Here is a 17,768-nt window from a genome sequence, read left to right on the forward strand (position 1 = left end):
CGGAGAGTGCTGCCGGCAAAGGCCGGCGGAAGCCGTTGTTTGACAACGTCTGGATTCCAGTCAGGCAGCCGGCTCGAATTTCAGCGCGACCCCGTTGATGCAATAGCGCAGGCCGGTCGGCGGCGGGCCGTCCTCGAAGACGTGGCCGAGATGGCTGCCGCAGCGGGCGCAGTGGCATTCGGTGCGAACCATGCCGTAGCTGCGGTCGACGGTCGTCTCGACCGAACCGGGCACCGGATCGTTGAAGCTTGGCCAGCCGGTACCGCTCTCGAACTTCAGCTTGGATTCGAACAAGGGCTGGTCGCAGCCGGCGCAGGAAAATGTGCCGGCGCGCTTCTCGTGAAGCAGGGCGCAACTGCCCGGCCGCTCGGTGCCGTGGTTGCGCATCACCGCATATTGCTCCGGCGTCAGCCGGGCGCGCCATTCGGCATCGGTGCGGGTAACAGGGTAGGTGCGACTATCCATTTTTGCCTCTTAGCTCATGCTGCTATTGGGCTGCTTTCCCAAGTTCGCCTAAAATAGGCATTTGTTACGGCGTTTGCCCGTATTTCCAATCCTGCCGCGAAGAATTCCTCAGGCGATCGCTGCCAGATAGCGCGCAACAGAACTTGCAAATGCCGTCTTTGCATCGCCGATGACGTTCTGATTCCACCATGCGCCATAGATATGGTCGAACGCGAAAGGCTCCAGTGCCGACGCGATGCGGAGCACCTTCGGCGCATTGAGCGGGATGTAGTTCGGGTAGCTGTACATGAAGCTGACATGGCGGCGGGTTGGCGTCACCTGCAAGATGTCGCCGGCCAGGATGGCGTTGCCGCCGTCGCGCTTCCAGTGCAGCACCTGGCCACCGGCAAAGTGACCGCCGCAACGGATAAGTGTCAGCGACGGGTTCAGGGCGCGCGTCTCACCCTGCCAACTGACAACAGCCGGATGCGGCCGCATGATCCACTGACGGTCATCGGTGTGCAGATAGATCGGCACGCCGCCAAACGCCTCGCTCCACTCGACCATCGCCGAATAATAATGGCAGTGCGAAATGGCGATCGCGGTGAGGCCGCCTCGTCGGTTGATTTCGGCCACCGCCTCGTCGCTGACCATCGAGATGCAATCCCACAGCACATTGCCGTGCGGCGTCTGTGCCAGCAGCGCCCGCTGACCGATGGCGAAGCGCGGCTCGATGCCGAAGGCGAGCACGCCGGCGTCGTCCTTCATCACGATCCGATGCCCGGCGGCGAGCTCTTGCGGCGTGATCCAGGCCTGGCCCTCCCAGCGCACATATTGCCGCTCGTCCTCGCAGATCGGGCAATGTTGCGGCGGCGTCGCTGCCGCCGCGAACTGGACGCCACATTGCAGGCAGAGGAAACAGGTCGGACGTCCTGTTTTGCGTGGATCCATTCAGTGCTTCCTTGAAAGCTGCTTCGTCGCGGCCTCGAGTCCGGCGAGCGTCAGCGGAAACATGCGGCCGCCGAAGATGTCGCGGATCATGGCGATCGAATGGGTAAAACCCCAGTGCTTTTCGCTTTCGGGGTTGAGCCATACCGCGTTCGGCCATTGCTGCAGCAGACGGCCGAGCCAGACGACGCCGGCCTCCGGATTCCAGTGCTCGACCGAGCCGCCGGGATGCGCGATCTCATAGGGGCTCATCGAGGCATCGCCGACGACGATCACCTTGTAGTCCGGACCGTATTTGTGGAGGAGATCGAAGGTCGGAATCACCTGCGCATGGCGGCGGCGATTGTCCTTCCACACACCTTCGTAGAGGCAGTTGTGGAAGTAAAAATATTCGAGCTGGCGGAATTCGGCGCGGGCGGCCGAAAACAGCTCCTCGACGCTTCTGATGTGATCGTCCATCGAGCCGCCGACATCGAAGAACATCAGCAGCTTCACGGCATTGCGCCGCTCGGGCCGTGTCTGCACGTCGAGATAGCCGTGCTCGGCCGTGGCGTGGATGGTGCCGGGCAGGTCGAACTCCTCCTCGGCGCCTTCGCGCACCCAACGGCGCAATCGCTTCAGCGCGATCTTGATGTTGCGGGTGCCGAGCTCGACGGCATCGTCGAAATTCCTGAATTCACGCTTGTCCCAGACTTTCACCGCACGGCGGTTGCGGCTCTCATGCTGGCCGATGCGAACGCCTTCGGGATTGTAGCCATAGGCGCCGAATGGTGAGGTGCCGCCGGTGCCGATCCATTTCGACCCGCCCTGGTGGCGGCCATTCTGCTCCTCCAGCCGCTTTTTCAGCGTTTCCATCAGCTTTTCGAAACCGCCCAGGGCCTCGACCAGCTTTTTCTCTTCATCGGTCAGGTGCTTTTCGGCAAGCCGCCGCAGCCATTCCTCCGGGATGTTTTCGACGTCGACCGGGTTTTCGCCAGCCAGCGCTTCGACACCCCTAAAGAAGTGCGAAAAGACCTGGTCAAAACGGTCGATGTGGCGCTCGTCCTTCACCAATGCCGAGCGGGCGAGATAGTAAAAACCCTCGACGTCATAGTCGACCAGCCCCGCCTCCAGCCCTTCCAGCAGCGACAGATATTCCCGGAGCGAGACCGGAACCCGCGCAGCCTTCAGTTCGAGGAAGAAAGGGATGAACATCGTGCGACTTTTATCTGTGCCCTTCGATCTTCTCGCGAGCGGCGCTGGCGATGAAGGCGGAACGCGTGAGGCCGCGCCGGCTCGCTTCGGCATCGATTGCCGCCAAGAGACCTGCGTCGAGCGACAGATTGGCTCGGACAGGCCGTCCGGAATCGATCAGCACGGGGATCATCACGGCAGATTCGCCGGCGGCGCTATCGATTTCGCCCAGTCGGAGCAGATCTGCCACCGTGCGCGCGCCGGGCAAGGGCAAGTGCTTCGCCATTCGTGCCTCGGCCCATTCGCGAACGGCGGAGGTCGCATCGGCTATCGCCTCCTCGGGACTTGCGCCACCGCCATGACATCCGGGAAGATCGGGGACCCGCACTCCCCAGACATCATCTGCGCCGTCAAGAATTCCGACATAGTGCGTCATGATTTGTCCTCAAATCCATCCGGCAAGCCGGGTGATCGATCGTTCATCACATCAGATCATATTCGATGAAGCCGGTCCTGCGCGCCACGTGGTCGTAGAGCTTGCGCGCGGTGGTGTTGGTCTCGTGCGTCATCCAGTAGACGTTCTTGACGCCGATCTTGCCGGCTTCCTGCTTGACCGCTTCGATCAGGGCGGCGCCGACGCCTTTGCCGCGCACATCCGGGTCGGCGAACAGGTCCTGCAGATAGCAGTTGTTTTTTTCGGACCAGCAGGAGCGATGGTAGAGGTAATGGGTGAGGCCGACCGCCTTGCCGTCGAGGGTGGCGATGAACCCCTTTGGTTCGAACTCCCCCGCCGTAAAAAGCCGCTTCCAGGTGACCGCGTAGACGTCTTCCGGCAGTTTGGTTTCGTAGAAGGCGAGGTAATCAGTCCACAGACGCTGCCAGTCGGCATGGTCGGATTGTGCGAGTGGGCGGACGGTGATCTCGGTCATTTCATTTCCTTCCGAAGCTTCGGGCCAAGGCTGCCCCGGTGCCCGGACGGCGGCAACGGTCCAGCAACGGGAAAGCGCTGTCCGCCGCATGCCCGGCCCTGCGCTATGGCTTCGGGCGTTCGTCGCTCGAAAAGCCAAATCGTTGGCTTTTCGTCGGCCTTTGGCCGACCGCTCCTCACCCCTGCCTTCTCGCCATAAAGGCCAGCCGCTCGAACAGATGCACGTCCTGTTCGTTCTTCAACAGCGCGCCGTGCAGCTTGGGCAGCGCGTTTTTCGGGTCGCCGCGCAAATCCTCGGGCGCGATATCGTCGGTCACGAGCAGGCGGATCCAGTCCAGTGCCTCGGAGGTCGACGGCTTCTTCTTCAGGCCCGGCACGTCGCGGATTTCGTAGAACTGGGTGAGTGCGGCGCGCACCAGGTTCTGCTTGATGCCGGGATAGTGCACGTCGACGATCCGATGCAGCGTCTCGACGTCGGGAAAGCGGATATAGTGGAAGAAGCAGCGGCGCAGGAAAGCGTCCGGCAGTTCCTTCTCGTTGTTGGAGGTGATGATGACGATCGGGCGCACAGCGGCGCGGATCGTCTCGCCGGTCTCGTAGACGAAGAACTCCATTCGATCGAGTTCCTGCAGCAAATCGTTGGGGAACTCGATGTCAGCCTTGTCGATCTCATCGATCAGAAGCACGACCTTCTTGGCCGTCGCGAAGGCATCCCACAGCTTGCCACGCTTGATATAATTGCTTATGTCGTTGAAGCGCTCGTCGCCGAGTTGGCTGTCGCGCAGCCGCGACACGGCGTCATACTCGTAGAGGCCCTGCTGCGCCCTTGTCGTCGACTTGACATGCCATTCGATCAGCTCGAGGCCGAGCGCGGCCGCCACTTGCCTGGCCAGTTCGGTCTTGCCGGTCCCGGGCTCGCCCTTGACCAGCAATGGCCGCTCCAGCGCGATCGCCGCATTGACTGCCACCATCAGATCCTTGTCGGCGACATAGGCCGCCGTGCCTTCGAAACGCATTTTTGCTCCTCGGTTTTCATGGCAACCGTAAGGAGACAGCCCAGCCCATGCAAGGCGCAGCGGCGAGGGCGCGGTGAACCCATGTGCCGCGCAGCTCCCAGGCAGGACCTTGCGACGAATAAAGCCGCCGAACATGGCCGTCTCTCTGGCGCTTGGCCTGCCATCGGCCTATATTGAGCGTGACGGTCTACGCTTCCCGGCAGGAGAACATTTTCCCCGGGGCCTTAATGATCCCTAGGGAGCTGTCCCTGGGAAGACCCGTGGGTTTTCTCATACGGCGCCCACCTACTTTGTAGGTTCCCGGGATCGCTCTCTCCACCGGTTGTGTGGATCGTCACTTGACGCAAAGGATCCACGCTTCGGTGGATCATGCGGTGGAAAACGTCGCTCCTAAAACTCCATCCAAATCTGACCTTTTCTATCGTCGGCGCATGACATCCTCGAAAGACCTGAAAAGACAGTTGCGACGCGAAGCACTCGGGCGCCGCGACGCGCTCGATCCGTTCTGGCGGGTGGAGGCAGCGCTCGAAATGGCCGAGACAGCGCGGGACAGCATTGCGATGGAGCCGGGCCAGATCGTCTCCGGCTTCTGGCCGATGCGCTCGGAAGTCGACGTCCGGCCGTTGATGTTCGCCTTGCGCGAAAAAGGTGCACGGCTTTGCCTGCCGGCGATTCTCGACAAGACCACCATCGTCTTTCGCGAACTGGTGCGCGGCGCGCCGATGATCGACATGGGGTTCGGCACCGTCGGGCCGCATGAGGAGGCCGAGGTGCTCGATCCCCAGATGATGCTGGTGCCGCTCGCGGCTTTCGACGCGCGCGGCCACCGCATCGGCTATGGCGCCGGCTATTACGACCGTGCCATCGCGCGGCTGGTCGACAAGGGGCAGCCGCCGCGGCTGATCGGCATTGCTTTCGACTGCCAGCAGGTGGCGCTGGTGCCGGACGAGCCGCATGACGTGACCATTCCGGAAATACTCACCGAGAGCGGGTTGCGCCGGTTCGCGCCGAAATTGTAGATAAGTTCCTGGACGCATGGTCTTTTCCGGAAGTCATGCAGCTTTTTGCGTCGCTGACCTTCGGTTCGGGATCATGTTTAGATGAGACTTCTCTTCCTCGGCGATATGGTCGGCAAGACGGGACGCACGGCGGTGTGGGAACAACTGCCCGGCCTGATCTTGGATTTCAAACTCGACTTCGTCATCGTCAATGGCGAGAACGCCGCCGGCGGCTTCGGCATTACCGAAGAGATCTTTCGCGAGACGATCTCGGCGGGCGCCGACGTCGTCACAACCGGCAATCATGTCTGGGACCAGCGCGATGCGCTGGCTTTCGCGCCGCGCGAGGAACGCTTTCTGCGTCCGTCCAATTTCCCCAAGGGCACGCCGGGGCGGGGCTCGGGCGTCTACATCGCCAGGAACGGCGCGCGCGTTCTGGTCGCCAACATCATGGGCCGGGTGTTCATGCATCCTGAACTTGACGATCCATTTCAGGCCGGCGAGCGCGAGCTTGCCGCCTGCCCGCTTGGCGAACAGGCCGATGCGGTGGTCATCGATTTCCATGCCGAGGCGACCTCTGAAAAAATGTGCTTTGCGCACTTCGTCGACGGCCGCGCCAGCCTGGTTGTCGGCACCCACACGCATCAGCCGACCGGCGACCACCATATCCTCAACGGCGGCACCGGCTATATCTCAGACGCCGGCATGTGCGGCGACTATGATTCTTCGCTCGGCATGGACAAGGAGGAGCCGCTCAACCGGTTTCTGTCGAAGGTGCCGAAAGGGCGCTTCGAGGCGGCGAGCGGCCCGGCGACATTGTGCGGCGTCGGCGTCGACATTTCGGATCGCAGCGGCCTGACCGAGCGGATTGCGCCGTTTCGCCGCGGGCCGCGGCTCGAAGAAACCGCGCCCTCGTTCTGGTCATGACATTGATGTAAGCGATTGTAGTACCTAATTGCCGGCCACGCCTGCTTCAGATCGTAAGAGGGGACGACCTCCATGCAGCTCATCGAATTCCTGGCGCCACATTTCGCCTTTGTCTCCGATCCGACTGCATGGGTCGCGTTGCTGACGCTGATCGTGCTGGAGGTGGTGCTCGGCATCGACAATCTGATCTTCATCTCGATCCTGACCAACAAATTGCCGGAGGCGCAGAGGGCCCGCGCCCGCCGAATCGGTATTTCGGCGGCGCTGATCATGCGGCTGGTGCTGCTTGCCACCATCTCGATCATCGTCCAGTTGACGGCGCCGGTATTCACCGCGTTCGGCCACGGGTTTTCCTGGCGCGATCTGATCCTGATCGCCGGCGGCCTGTTCCTCGTCTGGAAAGCGACCAAGGAAATCCACCACACGGTCGATCTCGAGGACCATCAGGACACGATGATCGGCGAAACGCTGCAGCTTTCGCTGGGCGGCGCCGTCTTCCAGATCCTGCTGCTCGACCTCGTCTTCTCGATCGATTCGATCATCACCGCAGTCGGCATGACCGACGAGATCGCCATCATGTACATCGCCGTGATCGTCGCGGTCAGCGTGATGATGCTGGCGGCCGGGCCGCTCGCCAACTTCATCGCCAAGAACCCAAGCATCGTCATGCTGGCGCTGAGCTTCCTGCTGATGATCGGCATGACGCTGATCGCCGACGGCATGGGCTTCCATGTGCCGAAGGGCTACATCTACGCCGCCATGGGCTTTTCCGCCCTTGTCGAGGGCCTCAACATGCTGGCGCGACGTCGCAGGAAGGCAAAGGCGGGCGCGGGGCACTGAGGTTGGCGGGGCGAAGCGACGGCACGAAGGCCTGAGCTCTGCCTCACTTGTCGCGGCCATGCAGAACCTTTGAGACGTCGGAGGGACAGCACCCCCCTCTGTCCTGCCGGACATCTCCCCCGCAAGAAGGGAGATTGGCAGCTTTAGCGCTCCGCTCGTCCTGCAGCGTTGGAGATTGGCGAAAGCCTCAGCGACATCCGACCTCCCTTGCGGGGGAGATGTCCGGCAGGACAGAGGGGGGTGGGAAGGATCGCTGCAGAATGGCTTTTGGCACCCGGCGACTTAAGCGGTCGGCACGCCCTTCGGATGACGGTCGCCGATCAGGCCAAGCGTCAAGCCTTGCTCCAACCAGGCCTTGGCGCCGGCGAGCACCAGCGCGAAGCCCTCGGTCGAGCCGATCGCCTGCTTGACCTGCTCATCGGGGCTGCCGGCAAAACCGAAATTGCGAACCTCGACAAAGGTCGCGCCGCCCGGCATCTCGGTAAAAGTCCAGACCACCGTGGTCGGCGGATCGCTCCATTGCATGACGATCTTTTCGTTCCTGACGATCTCGCTGACCGTGACCGGCGTCGAAACGCCATACATCCGCCATTCCCAGCGAACCTCGTTGCCGCTGTCGAGCCTGTCGCTGCCATGGGTGAACCAGAACTTCGTCGTGATCGCCGGATCGACGATGGCTTCGAACACTTCTGCGACCGGCCGCCGGATCAGCATGCCGGCTTCGGCGGTCGGTATCTCACGGATGTCCATTTCGTCCTCCTTCCGAACAGGTCTCCGTCACCAGGCGTCGGGTTCGCGCACCAGGTGAATGATGTTGGCCGGATTGGTGATCCAGCCGCCACGAAAACCTTCGCCGAGCGCCTCGATGGCGTCGCAGCGCACAACGCCGGCTCTGGCGAGATGATCGGCGGCGGCCGCAAAATCATCGGTGAACAACTCCAGCCAGATCTCGGCCTGGCTCAGCATCGGTGCCTCGTCGATCCACAGGCGATTGGGGCCGAGCTCGAAACCGATGGCCGGCGCCTTGGCCGTGAACGGTTTAAGGCCGACGACATCGCGGTAGAAGGCGATCGTCGCCTGGTGTTGGTGGGGCGGCACTTTCATGGCGATGTTGATGCCGCCGGTGATCTTCGCAGCCATTCTTTCCTCCGTCTTCTCAGATATTGTCTTCATTGGCGGGCTCGCCCGTCATTTCGCTGCGATAGTAGCCGTCGCGCAAATTGATGCCGTATTCGACATAGGCCTTCATGCAGGCCAGCATCTGCGACCAGCCCTCGCAATTGAGGTAGGACTTCTTCAGTCCGACCGCGTCCTCGTGCCAGCCGGCCTCGGCGATGGTGACGAAGGTGGCGCCGTCGTCCAGCGGCTCGAAATTCATCTCGATGCGCGTCTTGTAGGCCGGCTTGCCGTCGGCGTCGGTGGCGTCCCAGCGCAGCACGATGCGGTTGTCTTTCTCCACCTCGTCGACCTCGACCGGGACCTTGCCCCACCAGACGACCCTGGCGCCGGCCACCAGCGGGGCACTGGCGCCGCCAATGGTGGTGAAATAGCCGCTGAGCTTGTTCGGATTGACGACCGCATCGAAGACTTCGGCAACCGGTTTGCCGATGCGGCCCGAAACTCTGAATCCAAGAGACATATCCACAGCTCCTTCCTTGATCGGATCGATATTATGTTATAAAAATATAACATGTCAAGCAAGGCGCAGGATGACAATGTTTTCAAGGCGCTGGCGCATCCGCGCCGGCGCGCGCTGCTCGACGAGCTAAAGCACGCGCCGCGGACCACCGGCATGCTGTGCGATGCCTTTCCCGACATGGACCGCTGCACCGTCATGCTGCATCTGAAAGTGCTGGAGGAAGCCGACCTGGTGGTGGCGCGGCGCGAGGGGCGCGAGCGCTGGAATCATCTCAATGCGCTGCCGATCAAGCAGATCCACGACCGCTGGATCAGCCAGTACGCCACGCATGCGATCAGCATTCTCGATCGGCTGAGATCCGATCTGGGGGAGTGAGCGGCCGCAGGCATGCAACTGGCTGGCGTGTTGAGCACCGCCCTTACGGCCCGGCTGGACGAATTGAGCCGATTTATCTATAAGCCGGCCATTCCGAGATAGAGCGCCATACGTCAGCAGGGACGCTCTGAAAATTTTGACTTCGAGCATTTTGGCAAAGGCGAGGTGACTACCTCGCTGCAGGATGCTCTGCCAAGAAAACGACAGGGGTGCCATGGCTGGCCATTCACAGTTCAAGAACATCATGCACCGCAAGGGCCGCCAGGACGCGGTGCGGTCGAAAATGTTTTCCAAGCTGGCGCGCGAAATAACCGTCGCCGCCAAGAGCGGGACGCCGGACCCGTCGATGAACCCGCGCCTGCGTCTTGCCGTGCAGAACGCCAAGGCGGTGTCGATGCCGAAAGACAACATTCAGCGCGCCATCAACAAGGCGTCGATGGGCGACGCCGAGACTTACGAAGCCGTGCGTTACGAAGGCTACGGGCCAGGCGGCGTTGCGCTCATCGTCGAGGCGCTGACCGACAACCGCAACCGCTCGGCGTCGAATGTGCGTGCCGCCTTCACCAAGGCCGGCGGGGCGATGGGGGAAACCGGCTCGGTGTCGTTCATGTGGGACCGTGTCGGCGAAATCTTCTATCCGGCATCGGTTGGCAGCGCGGAGAAGGTCATGGACGCGGCGATCGAGGCCGGGGCCGACGACGTCCAGTCGGACGAGGAAGGCCACACGATCTATTGCGCCTTCGAGAATCTTGGTGAGGTGTCGAAGGCGCTGGAAGGCGCGCTCGGCGAGGCTGAATCAGTGAAGCCGATCTGGAAGCCGCAGACCAACATTGCGGTCGACGAGGAGCGGGCACAGTCGCTGATGAAGTTGGTCGCCACGCTCGAGGACGATGACGACGTGCAGAGCGTCTACGCCAATTTCGAGGTCGACGACGAGACCATGGCGAAGCTCAGCGCGGCATGAGCACAGCTCAACCAGACATGAGCGGAGTTCAGTCCGGCATGAGCACAGCTCAGCCCGAGATATGAGCGGAACTCAATCTGACATATGAGCGGAGCTCAATCTGACATGACCGAAAAGCCGTTGCCCCAGGTCCGCATCACCTATTGCGCGCAGTGCCACTGGCTGCTGCGGGCCGGCTGGATGGCGCAGGAGCTGCTGTCGACCTTCGCAACGGATCTGGGCGAGGTCACGCTGGTGCCCGGCACCGGCGGCATCTTCACCATTTCCTGCAACGAGACACTGGTCTGGGACCGCAAGCGCGACGGCGGCTTTCCCGATGCCGCAAGGCTTAAGCAACTGGTTCGCGACGTGATCGATCCGGACCGCGATCTCGGCCATGCCGACCGCAAGAGCGACAAGTCAAGAGATACTCCGTCAAAAGACCCTGCCTGACGCAAGGTCTTTTAACTTTCTGCCCTCGTTCACCGCCACGCCATGATGAAGCAGGCCAGCGCGACGATGGCGGTGATGGTGCGGACGTGGTTCCACATCACCCAGTCCCTGAGATAGGTGGCCCAAACGGCGGCGCCGTTGGCGCTTGCCGGATCGACGGCGGCCAGCGCGTTGTTGAGCGGCACGTTGAAAATCATCGTCACGATCAGGTTGCCGACGAGGTAGGTCAGGGCGCCGGCGAGAAGCCACAACGTGCCTGGTTGGCCCCAGCCGATGACAGCGCCGACGACGAGGACGAGGCAGATCAGCCCGGTGCCGAAAAGCGCGGTCATGAACAGCGGCGTCACCGCAGTGACGTTGATCGAATTCATGGCGGCGATACCGCCCACGGCAGGCATGCGGGCGAGGCCCGGCATGACGAAGCTGGAGAAGGCGAAGAAGACACCAGCGACGACGCCCGAGCCGAGCGCGGCGATGAAGGTGAGGCTGGGAAGCAGTTTCATGATCATGTCAGTCACTCCATATGCCCGTACCAGCGGTTTCGGTTGCATAGGCGGAATAGTCCTTTGGGGCGCGGCCGAGCACGCGCTCGACGCCGTCGGTCAGCGCCTCGTTGCGACCGTCGAGCACTTCGGTGAACAGCTCGTTGAGCAGCCAGGCGAACTCGGCAGGCAACTCGTATCCGGCTACTGCGGCGGTGAACTCGGCATGCGAAATCCTGACAAAGCGGATGTCGCGGCCGGCCGCCTTGCCGATCTCGGCGACCGCGTCGGCGAAGCTCAGCAGACGCGGCCCGGTCAGCTCGTAAAGCTGGCCGACATGGCCTTGCCGGGTAAGCACCGTCACGGCGGCATCGGCAATGTCGTCGGCATCGACGAACGGTTCTCCGACAGTGCCGACCGGCAAAGCCACCTCACCGGCCAGCAGCGGATCGAGCAAAAAACTCTCGCTGAAATTCTGGGAAAACCAGGCGCAGCGCAGGATCGTCCAGTCGGCGCCTGAGGCTTTCAGCATCTCTTCGGCACGTTGCGCTTCGATCTCGCCGCGCCCCGACAGCAGCACCAGCCGGCGCACACCGCTTGCCACGGCAAGGTTGGCGAAGGCGCCGACCGCTTCGGCCGCGCCGGGCACCGCAAGATCGGGATAGTAGCTGATGTAGGCGGCACCGACACCATCGAGCGCGGGTTCCCAGGTCGTATCGTCTTCCCAGTCGAAGGGCGGGGTGCCCGAGCGCGAGCCGATTCGTACCGGCAGGCCCTGCGCCGTCAGCCTGTCCGCGAGACGACGGCCGGTTTTGCCGGTGCCGCCGAGGATCAAAATCGGTTTTGCTGCTGTATCGATCATGGCGATTTTCCTTTGCTCACAAATATGAATAATCCTCACATTTGCAAAACGTGATAAACCCTCGTATTTTGTGAGTCAAGCCAGTTTGTTGATCATTCGCCAGGAGACAGTGATGGAAGGCTCGAGCGTAGCGGGTTCACAGGATGGCCAGATCGCATCGCCGCGCCGGGCGCCCAGCCAGCAGCGCAGCCGCGAGCGGGTCGAGCGGATGCTGGCCGCCGCCTCTACGCTGATCGCCGAGCAAGGCAGCGATGCCATGCGCATGGGCGAAGTTGCGGAACGGGCCGGCGTGTCGATCGGCTCGCTCTACCAGTTCTTCCCGGACAAGCGAGCGATCATCTGGGCGCTGGCCGAGCGCCACACCGCCGAAAGCCAGGCCTGCATCGCGGCAGCGCTTGCACCGGTTAGCGACGCCGAAGGGCTGCGGCGGGCATTTTCCGAGCTGGTGGATATCTATTACGGGCTATTCCTGGCCGAGCCGGTAATGCGCGACATCTGGTCGGGCACACAGGCCGACAAGGCGCTGCGCGAACTCGAGCTCGCCGACAGCCGGGCCAACGCCGAATTCCTCACCGCGGTGCTGAAGCGGCTGCGGCCTACCGCCGATCCGGCGGCGCTGGAAACGACGGCGTTTCTCATCTGGCAGATGGGCGAGGCCACCATGCGGCTGGCGATCTCGGTCGGTCGAAAGGAAGGCGACGACCTGGTCGCCGCCTACAAGCGCATGGCGCTGCGCGAACTGGTCGACGAATAGAGCCGCATTCCGGCAAGAAAAAACCCGCCACGAGGGCGGGTTCCTTCTGATCCGAAAAAGGCTTACGGCTTAGAGCCCAAAACCTTCGAAACGCTTCTTGAACTTCGACAGGCGGCCGCCGCGGTCGAGCAGGGTCTGCTGGCCGCCGGTCCAGGCCGGATGGGTGGTCGGGTCGATGTCGAGGTTCATCGTATCGCCTTCCTTGCCCCAGGTCGAACGGGTCATGTATTCGGTGCCGTCGGTCATGACGACCTTGATGGTGTGGTAGTCGGGATGGATATCGGTCTTCATTGTGCTATTCCTGGTTCGCTGGCGCCGCTGACGGGCGTAAAGCCTGCGTCGATGCGCCCCTTTTTAAAACTCGAAGCCGCAGCTATTGAGGAGCCACGGCTTTTAAAAACGGTCGGCGAGCCTATACATCAGCCGGAATCGAATCACAAGGCCGCGGTAAGCGCATATTGAGGCGCATGCCCAGAAGGCGGCCAGAGGAAACGGTCATGGCGCACACCAGCGGCGATGCAGACGAGCGTAGGCGCTCGCTCAAGCCGCTGCGGCGCCTGTTCCCCTACATCACCCGCTACCGGAAAATGGTCATTGGCGCGGTCGTCTCGCTGACCGTTGCTGCGGCGACGACGCTGGCGCTGCCGCTGGCCGTGCGGCGCATGATCGACCATGGCTTTTCCGCTTCCGATTCCATTTTCATCGCCGAGTATTTCGCCATGCTCGTGGTGATGGCTGCCTTGCTCGCCGCGGCGTCGGCCAGCCGCTATTATTTCGTCATCACGCTGGGCGAGCGTGTCGTCGCCGACATCCGCAGCGACGTGTTCCGCCATGTCACGACGCTGTCGCCATCCTTTTTCGACACCGCCCAGTCGGGCGAGATCGTGTCGCGGCTCGCCGCCGACACGACGCAGGTCAAGTCGGCGGTCGGTGCCACCGCATCGGTAGCGCTGCGCAACGTCATTCTTGGGCTTGGCGCCGTGGCGATGATGGTCTTCACCAGCCCGAAACTGTCGGGCCTCGTCATCGCCGCCATTCCGGTGATCGTGCTGCCGCTGGTCGCCTTCGGCCGCTCGGTGCGGCGAAAATCGCGGCTGGCGCAGGACACGCTGGCCGACGCCACGGCATACGCCAGCGAGCAGATCGGCGCGGTGCGCACGCTGCAGGCCTTCACCAATGAGAAGCTGGTCACCGGGCATTTTTCAGCTGCCGTGGAAGCCGCTTTCGCGGCGGCGCGATCCTCGATCTTTGCCCGCTCCTTCCTCACCTTCTTCGCCATCTTCATGATCTTTTCCTCGGTGGTGGCGGTGCTGTGGTTCGGTTCGCGCGACGTGCTCGACGGCACGCTGTCGCCGGGCACGCTCGGCCAATTCCTGCTCTATTCGGTGTTCGCCGCCGGCGCGCTTGGCGCGCTGTCGGAAGTGTGGGGCGAGCTTTCCCAGGCGGCGGGTGCTGCCGAACGGCTGACCGAGATCCTGGCCGAGACGCCCGCGATCCAGGCCCCCGCGCATCCGAAACTGCTGCCGGCGACGGCCAGAGGCGCAATCAGTTTCGACGACGTGTCCTTCTCCTATCCGGCCGGGCCCGACCGCGCTGCCGTCCACGGCCTGAGTTTCCAGGTCAAGCCCGGCGAGACGGTGGCGATCGTCGGCCCGTCGGGTGCTGGCAAGAGCACCGTCTTTTCGCTGCTTTTGCGCTTCTACGACCCCGAGACCGGCAAGATCATGATCGACGGCGTCAATGTGCGCGAGGCCGACCCCGTCGCCATCCGAGAGCGAATCGCCATCGTGCCGCAGGACGTCACCATCTTCGCGGCCAGCGCGCGCGACAATATCGGCTTCGGCCGTCCGGACGCCAGCCAGGCCGAGATCGAGGCGGCGGCCAGGGATGCACTTGCCGACGAGTTCATCCTGAAACTCGAAAAAGGCTATGACAGCCAGGTCGGCGAGCGCGGCGTGACCTTGTCCGGCGGCCAGCGCCAACGCGTGGCGATTGCCCGCGCGATACTGCGCCATGCGCCGATCCTGCTGCTCGACGAGGCAACCTCGGCACTGGACGCCGAAAGCGAGACGCTGGTGCAGACGGCGCTGGAGCGGCTGATGCAGGACCGCACCACGATCGTCATCGCCCACCGGCTGGCGACGGTGCTGAAGGCGGACCGGATCCTGGTCATGGATGGCGGCTGCATCGTCGAGGAAGGCACCCACCAGAGCCTCGTCGCCAAGGGCGGCATCTATGCGCGGCTGGCCAAGCTGCAGTTCGAAACCGGGGCGAACGCCTTCAGGGGCGCCGCGGAGTAGTAGGACGACCCTGCCAAACGGCTTCGTCTTTGCAAAATGGCGCTGGTCGGCGGTGACGAAAGTGCCGCCGCGTTCGATGCGCTTGAAGATATGTCAGGCGCCCTTCAGCACCTCCCCATAGCGCTTGCGCAAATGCTCGGTGAAATGCGTGGCGTTGAGCTTCTCGCCGGTAACGCGTTCGAGCAGTTCGGGCGTCGACCAGCGCGAGCCTTGCGACCAGATCTTTTCACGGCGCCAGTCGTTGATCGCCGCGAAATTTCCCTTGGCGAGGTCTGCGTCGGCCGAGGGATGCTCTCTGGTCAAGGCGGCCCATTGCTGCGCCGCCATCATCGCGCCCAGCGTATAAGACGGGAAATAGCCGAAGGCAGCACCCGGCCAGTGCACGTCCTGCATCGGCCCGTCGGCCGGGTTGTCTGATGTCGACAGGCCGAGATAGTCGCGCATCTTGGCGTCCCAGGCCTCGGGCAGGTCGGCGGCCTCGAGCCGCCCCGAGACAAGCTCCTGCTCCAGCTCGTAGCGCAGGATGACGTGCAGCGGATAGGTCACCTCGTCGGCGTCGACACGGATCAGGCCACGCTCGACCCGGTGTACATGCGGCAGGATGTCTTCGATCGACCAGGTCTCGCCGAGGTGCTTTTCGACCACCGGCAGCGCCCAGCGCCAGAATTCGGGGTTGCGACCGATCTGCTTCTCGACGAACAGGCTCTGGCTTTCATGCACAGCCATGCCGCGCGCCTTGCCGAGCGGCCAGTGCGCCCACGCCTGCGGCAGGTTCTGCTCGTAAAGCGCATGGCCGGTCTCGTGCAGCACGCCCATCAGCGCCGACAGGAAATCGGAGGTCTTGTAGCGGGTGGTGATGCGCACGTCGCTCGGCACGCCGCCGCAGAACGGATGATGCGATACCGACAGCGAGCCGTGGGTGAGATCGAAGCCGACCGCCGCCATCATGGCGAGGCCAAGCTCGCGCTGCTTTTCGATCGCATAGCTGCCCGAAAGCGGTTTTAGCGGATGTTTCGCCAGCCGCTCATCCTGCACCGCCAATGCCTCCGGTACGAAATCCCGCAGGAACGTCTTCAACTCGGCGAAGACCGGCATGATGTCGGCGGCGCGGTTGCCGGGATCGTACTGCTCCATCAGCGCGTCGTAGGGATCAAGGCCGAGCACGTCGGCGCGAAGGGCTGCTTCCTCGCGCACCAGTGCGACGACGCCTTCTAGCGCCGGCAAAAAGCCGGCCCAGTCGTTCTTTGCACGCAAGTCGCGCCACAGCTGCTCGGAGCGCATCCGGGCGGTGGTTTGGCGCTCGACGAATTCGACCGGCAGGCAGGTCAGGTTGGTGTATTGCCGTCGGAATTCCTTGACCGCTGCCTGCTGTTCTTCGTTCAGCGTTTCCTGTTCGGCCGCTGCGATCCAGTCGGCGATCTCCGGCGCTGTCGCTCTGGCGTGATGCATGCCGGCCAGCGCCGACATCGCCTCGGCGCGCTTTTCGCCGCCACCGACGGCCATGTGGGTCGCCTCGTCGGCGCCGAGAATGGCGAGCGCATGCTCCAGTGCTTCAAGCTTGTGGCCGAGGTCGTCGAGTTTTTGAAAGGACATTGTGGCTTCCGCTGAATTTGAACGGCGGGAAAAGATACCAATGCGCTGATATTGGCAACCCTGAAAGGCGGTTCGCGATGGGCACATTGGTTGCTGGCCAGGATGCACGCTGCAATGGGTCTTGCGGGAGCGGTGGCGTGCGTGATCAATGTCGCGAGGCGGCGGCGCGTCGCATCGGGGAGACGAAGCATGATCGCCAATGTGCTGGTCGGGTTGGTGGCGCTGATCCACCTTTACATCGTCTATCTGGAGATGGTGCTGTGGGACACGCCGCGCGGCCACAAGGCGTTCAAGCTGACGCCGGAATTCGCCAGCGCATCGAAAGTGCTTGCGGCCAACCAGGGGCTTTACAACGGCTTTCTCGCCGCCGGGCTGATCTGGGGGCTTTACCTCGGCGCGGCTGGTTTCCAGATCAAGGTGTTTTTCCTGCTCTGCGTCGCCATCGCCGGCCTCTACGGCGCGGCGACGGTCGGCAGGAAAATCCTCTACATCCAGACCGTGCCGGCTGCAGTTGGTCTGGTCGCAGTTTGGTTGGGCGCATAACCCCGAAATCGGACTCGATTTTTGGAAACGCTCCCCGCCTGGGGCTTCGGTGCGGAACGGATCTTGCGCAAGATCAACAGATCATGCGCAAGATCAAAGTGCCGCGCTGTAATGGATGATTTCAGCCTTTTGGATAGTTTGGGCCGTAGCCGTTCGGATAGTACCCGCCATCGCCACCGCTGCCGATGAGGAAGGCGCTGCCGGTGGCAGCGCGCAGCCTTTGGCTGACATGATCGAGCTCAGCCAGCAATTGATGATATTGCGTGGCCGGCATCGTTCCATCTCGCGCGACCCTCTGCGCGGCCCGATCAAGTCGAGCGACCTGCGTGCGCAAGCCACGCGCTTCGTCCAGCTTGATGCTGTTCGCCTGCATGGCGCCTCGGATACCGGTATCCACGCTCTCTATCTGGTTGATCAAAGATGCCTCATGCGGGCCGGCGTCGGCGCCAGCAAGCGGAACGGTGACGAGAAGTGCGGCGAGCGTTGCAGTCCTGAGGGTCTTGGGAGTGAAAGAGCGCATGTTGCGTCTCCTTTTACAGGGGAGGCGGCG

General features: G+C 62.8%; 24 protein-coding genes and 1 other RNA gene. 11 read left to right on the forward strand and 14 right to left on the reverse strand.

Going from position 1 to position 17,768, the window contains the following annotated elements:
- Positions 1–60: 60 nt before the first annotated feature.
- From msrB to AC0L18_RS10950, 6 genes are all read right to left on the reverse strand, one after another.
- The gene (gene msrB, locus AC0L18_RS10925; RefSeq protein ID WP_473492165.1) at positions 61–465 is read right to left on the reverse strand and encodes a peptide-methionine (R)-S-oxide reductase MsrB; all 405 of its coding nucleotides are present in this window, start codon (positions 463–465) and stop codon (positions 61–63) included.
- A 108-nt stretch (positions 466–573) separates the two neighbouring features.
- Positions 574–1,395: an MBL fold metallo-hydrolase gene (locus AC0L18_RS10930; RefSeq protein ID WP_473492167.1), complete on the reverse strand. Its 822-nt coding sequence runs from the start codon at positions 1,393–1,395 to the stop codon at positions 574–576.
- The gene (locus AC0L18_RS10935; RefSeq protein ID WP_473492169.1) at positions 1,396–2,586 is read right to left on the reverse strand and encodes a vWA domain-containing protein; all 1,191 of its coding nucleotides are present in this window, start codon (positions 2,584–2,586) and stop codon (positions 1,396–1,398) included.
- A 10-nt stretch (positions 2,587–2,596) separates the two neighbouring features.
- A complete protein-coding gene (locus AC0L18_RS10940; protein WP_473492171.1) occupies positions 2,597–3,001 on the reverse strand; it encodes a type II toxin-antitoxin system HicB family antitoxin in 405 nt (134 codons plus the stop codon).
- 46 nt (positions 3,002–3,047) lie between these two features.
- Positions 3,048–3,494, reverse strand: a complete 447-nt coding sequence (locus AC0L18_RS10945; RefSeq protein WP_287172907.1) for a GNAT family N-acetyltransferase — start codon at positions 3,492–3,494, stop codon at positions 3,048–3,050.
- Between the two features lie 175 nt (positions 3,495–3,669).
- Positions 3,670–4,509: an AAA family ATPase gene (locus AC0L18_RS10950; protein WP_287072235.1), complete on the reverse strand. Its 840-nt coding sequence runs from the start codon at positions 4,507–4,509 to the stop codon at positions 3,670–3,672.
- A gap of 181 nt (positions 4,510–4,690) precedes the next feature.
- On the opposite strand from AC0L18_RS10950, the gene ssrS reads away from it, so the two are divergent.
- The 4 genes from ssrS to AC0L18_RS10970 all read left to right on the forward strand — a co-directional run bounded on the left by ssrS (position 4,691) and on the right by AC0L18_RS10970 (position 7,274).
- Positions 4,691–4,846: non-coding RNA, 6S RNA (gene ssrS / locus AC0L18_RS10955), on the forward strand.
- 94 nt (positions 4,847–4,940) lie between these two features.
- Positions 4,941–5,528, forward strand: coding sequence for a 5-formyltetrahydrofolate cyclo-ligase (locus AC0L18_RS10960; RefSeq protein WP_473492172.1), 588 nt, complete (start codon positions 4,941–4,943; stop codon positions 5,526–5,528).
- Between the two features lie 81 nt (positions 5,529–5,609).
- Positions 5,610–6,434, forward strand: coding sequence for a TIGR00282 family metallophosphoesterase (locus tag AC0L18_RS10965; protein WP_473492174.1), 825 nt, complete (start codon positions 5,610–5,612; stop codon positions 6,432–6,434).
- Positions 6,435–6,506: 72 nt separating this feature from the next.
- Positions 6,507–7,274, forward strand: coding sequence for a TerC family protein (locus AC0L18_RS10970; RefSeq protein WP_473492175.1), 768 nt, complete (start codon positions 6,507–6,509; stop codon positions 7,272–7,274).
- Positions 7,275–7,556: 282 nt separating this feature from the next.
- On the opposite strand, the gene AC0L18_RS10975 is transcribed toward AC0L18_RS10970, so the two are convergent.
- Genes AC0L18_RS10975 through AC0L18_RS10985 form a run of 3 tightly spaced genes read right to left on the reverse strand, consistent with a single transcriptional unit; the run spans position 7,557 to position 8,913 of the window.
- The gene (locus AC0L18_RS10975; protein WP_236384825.1) at positions 7,557–8,024 is read right to left on the reverse strand and encodes an SRPBCC family protein; all 468 of its coding nucleotides are present in this window, start codon (positions 8,022–8,024) and stop codon (positions 7,557–7,559) included.
- A gap of 27 nt (positions 8,025–8,051) precedes the next feature.
- Positions 8,052–8,414 carry a hypothetical protein gene (locus AC0L18_RS10980; RefSeq protein ID WP_473492177.1) on the reverse strand — a complete coding sequence of 121 codons (363 nt, stop codon included), beginning with the start codon at positions 8,412–8,414 and terminating at the stop codon, positions 8,052–8,054.
- A 16-nt stretch (positions 8,415–8,430) separates the two neighbouring features.
- Positions 8,431–8,913, reverse strand: a complete 483-nt coding sequence (locus tag AC0L18_RS10985) for an SRPBCC domain-containing protein (protein ID WP_473492178.1) — start codon at positions 8,911–8,913, stop codon at positions 8,431–8,433.
- Between the two features lie 51 nt (positions 8,914–8,964).
- Here AC0L18_RS10985 and AC0L18_RS10990 point away from each other — a divergent pair, with 51 nt between their 5' ends.
- From AC0L18_RS10990 to AC0L18_RS11000, 3 genes are all read left to right on the forward strand, one after another.
- On the forward strand, positions 8,965–9,288 hold the full coding sequence (locus tag AC0L18_RS10990; protein ID WP_473492179.1) for an ArsR/SmtB family transcription factor: 324 nt from the start codon (positions 8,965–8,967) through the stop codon (positions 9,286–9,288).
- A 214-nt stretch (positions 9,289–9,502) separates the two neighbouring features.
- Positions 9,503–10,252, forward strand: coding sequence for a YebC/PmpR family DNA-binding transcriptional regulator (locus AC0L18_RS10995; RefSeq protein ID WP_023800014.1), 750 nt, complete (start codon positions 9,503–9,505; stop codon positions 10,250–10,252).
- 105 nt (positions 10,253–10,357) lie between these two features.
- Positions 10,358–10,684, forward strand: coding sequence for an Rdx family protein (locus AC0L18_RS11000; RefSeq protein WP_473492180.1), 327 nt, complete (start codon positions 10,358–10,360; stop codon positions 10,682–10,684).
- A gap of 29 nt (positions 10,685–10,713) precedes the next feature.
- Here the strand turns inward: AC0L18_RS11000 and AC0L18_RS11005 are convergent, their stop codons facing one another.
- Entirely contained in the window at positions 10,714–11,193 is a 480-nt protein-coding gene (locus AC0L18_RS11005) for an anthrone oxygenase family protein (RefSeq protein ID WP_473492181.1), read from the reverse strand.
- 1 nt (position 11,194) lies between these two features.
- Positions 11,195–12,028, reverse strand: a complete 834-nt coding sequence (locus AC0L18_RS11010; protein WP_473492182.1) for an NAD(P)H-binding protein — start codon at positions 12,026–12,028, stop codon at positions 11,195–11,197.
- A gap of 112 nt (positions 12,029–12,140) precedes the next feature.
- Here AC0L18_RS11010 and AC0L18_RS11015 point away from each other — a divergent pair, with 112 nt between their 5' ends.
- Complete coding sequence (locus AC0L18_RS11015) at positions 12,141–12,782, forward strand: TetR/AcrR family transcriptional regulator (RefSeq protein ID WP_473492184.1); 642 nt, start codon at positions 12,141–12,143, stop codon at positions 12,780–12,782.
- A gap of 69 nt (positions 12,783–12,851) precedes the next feature.
- On the opposite strand, the gene rpmE is transcribed toward AC0L18_RS11015, so the two are convergent.
- Positions 12,852–13,073, reverse strand: coding sequence for a 50S ribosomal protein L31 (gene rpmE / locus AC0L18_RS11020; RefSeq protein WP_006327661.1), 222 nt, complete (start codon positions 13,071–13,073; stop codon positions 12,852–12,854).
- Between rpmE and AC0L18_RS11025 the strand changes: the two genes are divergently transcribed.
- On the forward strand, positions 13,056–13,244 hold the full coding sequence (locus AC0L18_RS11025; RefSeq protein ID WP_473492185.1) for a hypothetical protein: 189 nt from the start codon (positions 13,056–13,058) through the stop codon (positions 13,242–13,244). The two genes, rpmE and AC0L18_RS11025, sit on opposite strands and share 18 nt — an antisense overlap.
- A gap of 35 nt (positions 13,245–13,279) precedes the next feature.
- Positions 13,280–15,082 carry an ABC transporter transmembrane domain-containing protein gene (locus AC0L18_RS11030; protein WP_091593456.1) on the forward strand — a complete coding sequence of 601 codons (1,803 nt, stop codon included), beginning with the start codon at positions 13,280–13,282 and terminating at the stop codon, positions 15,080–15,082.
- A 93-nt stretch (positions 15,083–15,175) separates the two neighbouring features.
- Here the strand turns inward: AC0L18_RS11030 and AC0L18_RS11035 are convergent, their stop codons facing one another.
- Positions 15,176–16,675 (reverse strand): carboxypeptidase M32, encoded by a 1,500-nt coding sequence (locus tag AC0L18_RS11035; protein ID WP_473492187.1) that lies wholly within the window; start codon positions 16,673–16,675, stop codon positions 15,176–15,178.
- A gap of 189 nt (positions 16,676–16,864) precedes the next feature.
- On the opposite strand from AC0L18_RS11035, the gene AC0L18_RS11040 reads away from it, so the two are divergent.
- Positions 16,865–17,218, forward strand: coding sequence for a DUF1304 domain-containing protein (locus AC0L18_RS11040; protein ID WP_473492188.1), 354 nt, complete (start codon positions 16,865–16,867; stop codon positions 17,216–17,218).
- A 121-nt stretch (positions 17,219–17,339) separates the two neighbouring features.
- Here the strand turns inward: AC0L18_RS11040 and AC0L18_RS11045 are convergent, their stop codons facing one another.
- The gene (locus AC0L18_RS11045) at positions 17,340–17,738 is read right to left on the reverse strand and encodes a hypothetical protein (protein WP_473492189.1); all 399 of its coding nucleotides are present in this window, start codon (positions 17,736–17,738) and stop codon (positions 17,340–17,342) included.
- Between the last annotated feature and the right edge of the window lie 30 nt (positions 17,739–17,768).

Source organism: Mesorhizobium sp. WSM4819 (genome assembly GCF_055811215.1).

Coding starts and splice junctions, on each gene's coding strand:
- msrB (WP_473492165.1), bottom strand. CDS start 465: ATGGATAGTCGCACCTACCCTGTTACCCGCACCGATGCCGAATGGCGC.
- AC0L18_RS10930 (WP_473492167.1), bottom strand. CDS start 1,395: ATGGATCCACGCAAAACAGGACGTCCGACCTGTTTCCTCTGCCTGCAA.
- AC0L18_RS10935 (WP_473492169.1), bottom strand. CDS start 2,586: ATGTTCATCCCTTTCTTCCTCGAACTGAAGGCTGCGCGGGTTCCGGTC.
- AC0L18_RS10940 (WP_473492171.1), bottom strand. CDS start 3,001: ATGACGCACTATGTCGGAATTCTTGACGGCGCAGATGATGTCTGGGGA.
- AC0L18_RS10945 (WP_287172907.1), bottom strand. CDS start 3,494: ATGACCGAGATCACCGTCCGCCCACTCGCACAATCCGACCATGCCGAC.
- AC0L18_RS10950 (WP_287072235.1), bottom strand. CDS start 4,509: ATGCGTTTCGAAGGCACGGCGGCCTATGTCGCCGACAAGGATCTGATG.
- AC0L18_RS10960 (WP_473492172.1), top strand. CDS start 4,941: ATGACATCCTCGAAAGACCTGAAAAGACAGTTGCGACGCGAAGCACTC.
- AC0L18_RS10965 (WP_473492174.1), top strand. CDS start 5,610: ATGAGACTTCTCTTCCTCGGCGATATGGTCGGCAAGACGGGACGCACG.
- AC0L18_RS10970 (WP_473492175.1), top strand. CDS start 6,507: ATGCAGCTCATCGAATTCCTGGCGCCACATTTCGCCTTTGTCTCCGAT.
- AC0L18_RS10975 (WP_236384825.1), bottom strand. CDS start 8,024: ATGGACATCCGTGAGATACCGACCGCCGAAGCCGGCATGCTGATCCGG.
- AC0L18_RS10980 (WP_473492177.1), bottom strand. CDS start 8,414: ATGGCTGCGAAGATCACCGGCGGCATCAACATCGCCATGAAAGTGCCG.
- AC0L18_RS10985 (WP_473492178.1), bottom strand. CDS start 8,913: ATGTCTCTTGGATTCAGAGTTTCGGGCCGCATCGGCAAACCGGTTGCC.
- AC0L18_RS10990 (WP_473492179.1), top strand. CDS start 8,965: ATGTCAAGCAAGGCGCAGGATGACAATGTTTTCAAGGCGCTGGCGCAT.
- AC0L18_RS10995 (WP_023800014.1), top strand. CDS start 9,503: ATGGCTGGCCATTCACAGTTCAAGAACATCATGCACCGCAAGGGCCGC.
- AC0L18_RS11000 (WP_473492180.1), top strand. CDS start 10,358: ATGACCGAAAAGCCGTTGCCCCAGGTCCGCATCACCTATTGCGCGCAG.
- AC0L18_RS11005 (WP_473492181.1), bottom strand. CDS start 11,193: ATGATCATGAAACTGCTTCCCAGCCTCACCTTCATCGCCGCGCTCGGC.
- AC0L18_RS11010 (WP_473492182.1), bottom strand. CDS start 12,028: ATGATCGATACAGCAGCAAAACCGATTTTGATCCTCGGCGGCACCGGC.
- AC0L18_RS11015 (WP_473492184.1), top strand. CDS start 12,141: ATGGAAGGCTCGAGCGTAGCGGGTTCACAGGATGGCCAGATCGCATCG.
- AC0L18_RS11025 (WP_473492185.1), top strand. CDS start 13,056: ATGGATATCGGTCTTCATTGTGCTATTCCTGGTTCGCTGGCGCCGCTG.
- rpmE (WP_006327661.1), bottom strand. CDS start 13,073: ATGAAGACCGATATCCATCCCGACTACCACACCATCAAGGTCGTCATG.
- AC0L18_RS11030 (WP_091593456.1), top strand. CDS start 13,280: ATGGCGCACACCAGCGGCGATGCAGACGAGCGTAGGCGCTCGCTCAAG.
- AC0L18_RS11035 (WP_473492187.1), bottom strand. CDS start 16,675: ATGTCCTTTCAAAAACTCGACGACCTCGGCCACAAGCTTGAAGCACTG.
- AC0L18_RS11040 (WP_473492188.1), top strand. CDS start 16,865: ATGATCGCCAATGTGCTGGTCGGGTTGGTGGCGCTGATCCACCTTTAC.
- AC0L18_RS11045 (WP_473492189.1), bottom strand. CDS start 17,738: ATGCGCTCTTTCACTCCCAAGACCCTCAGGACTGCAACGCTCGCCGCA.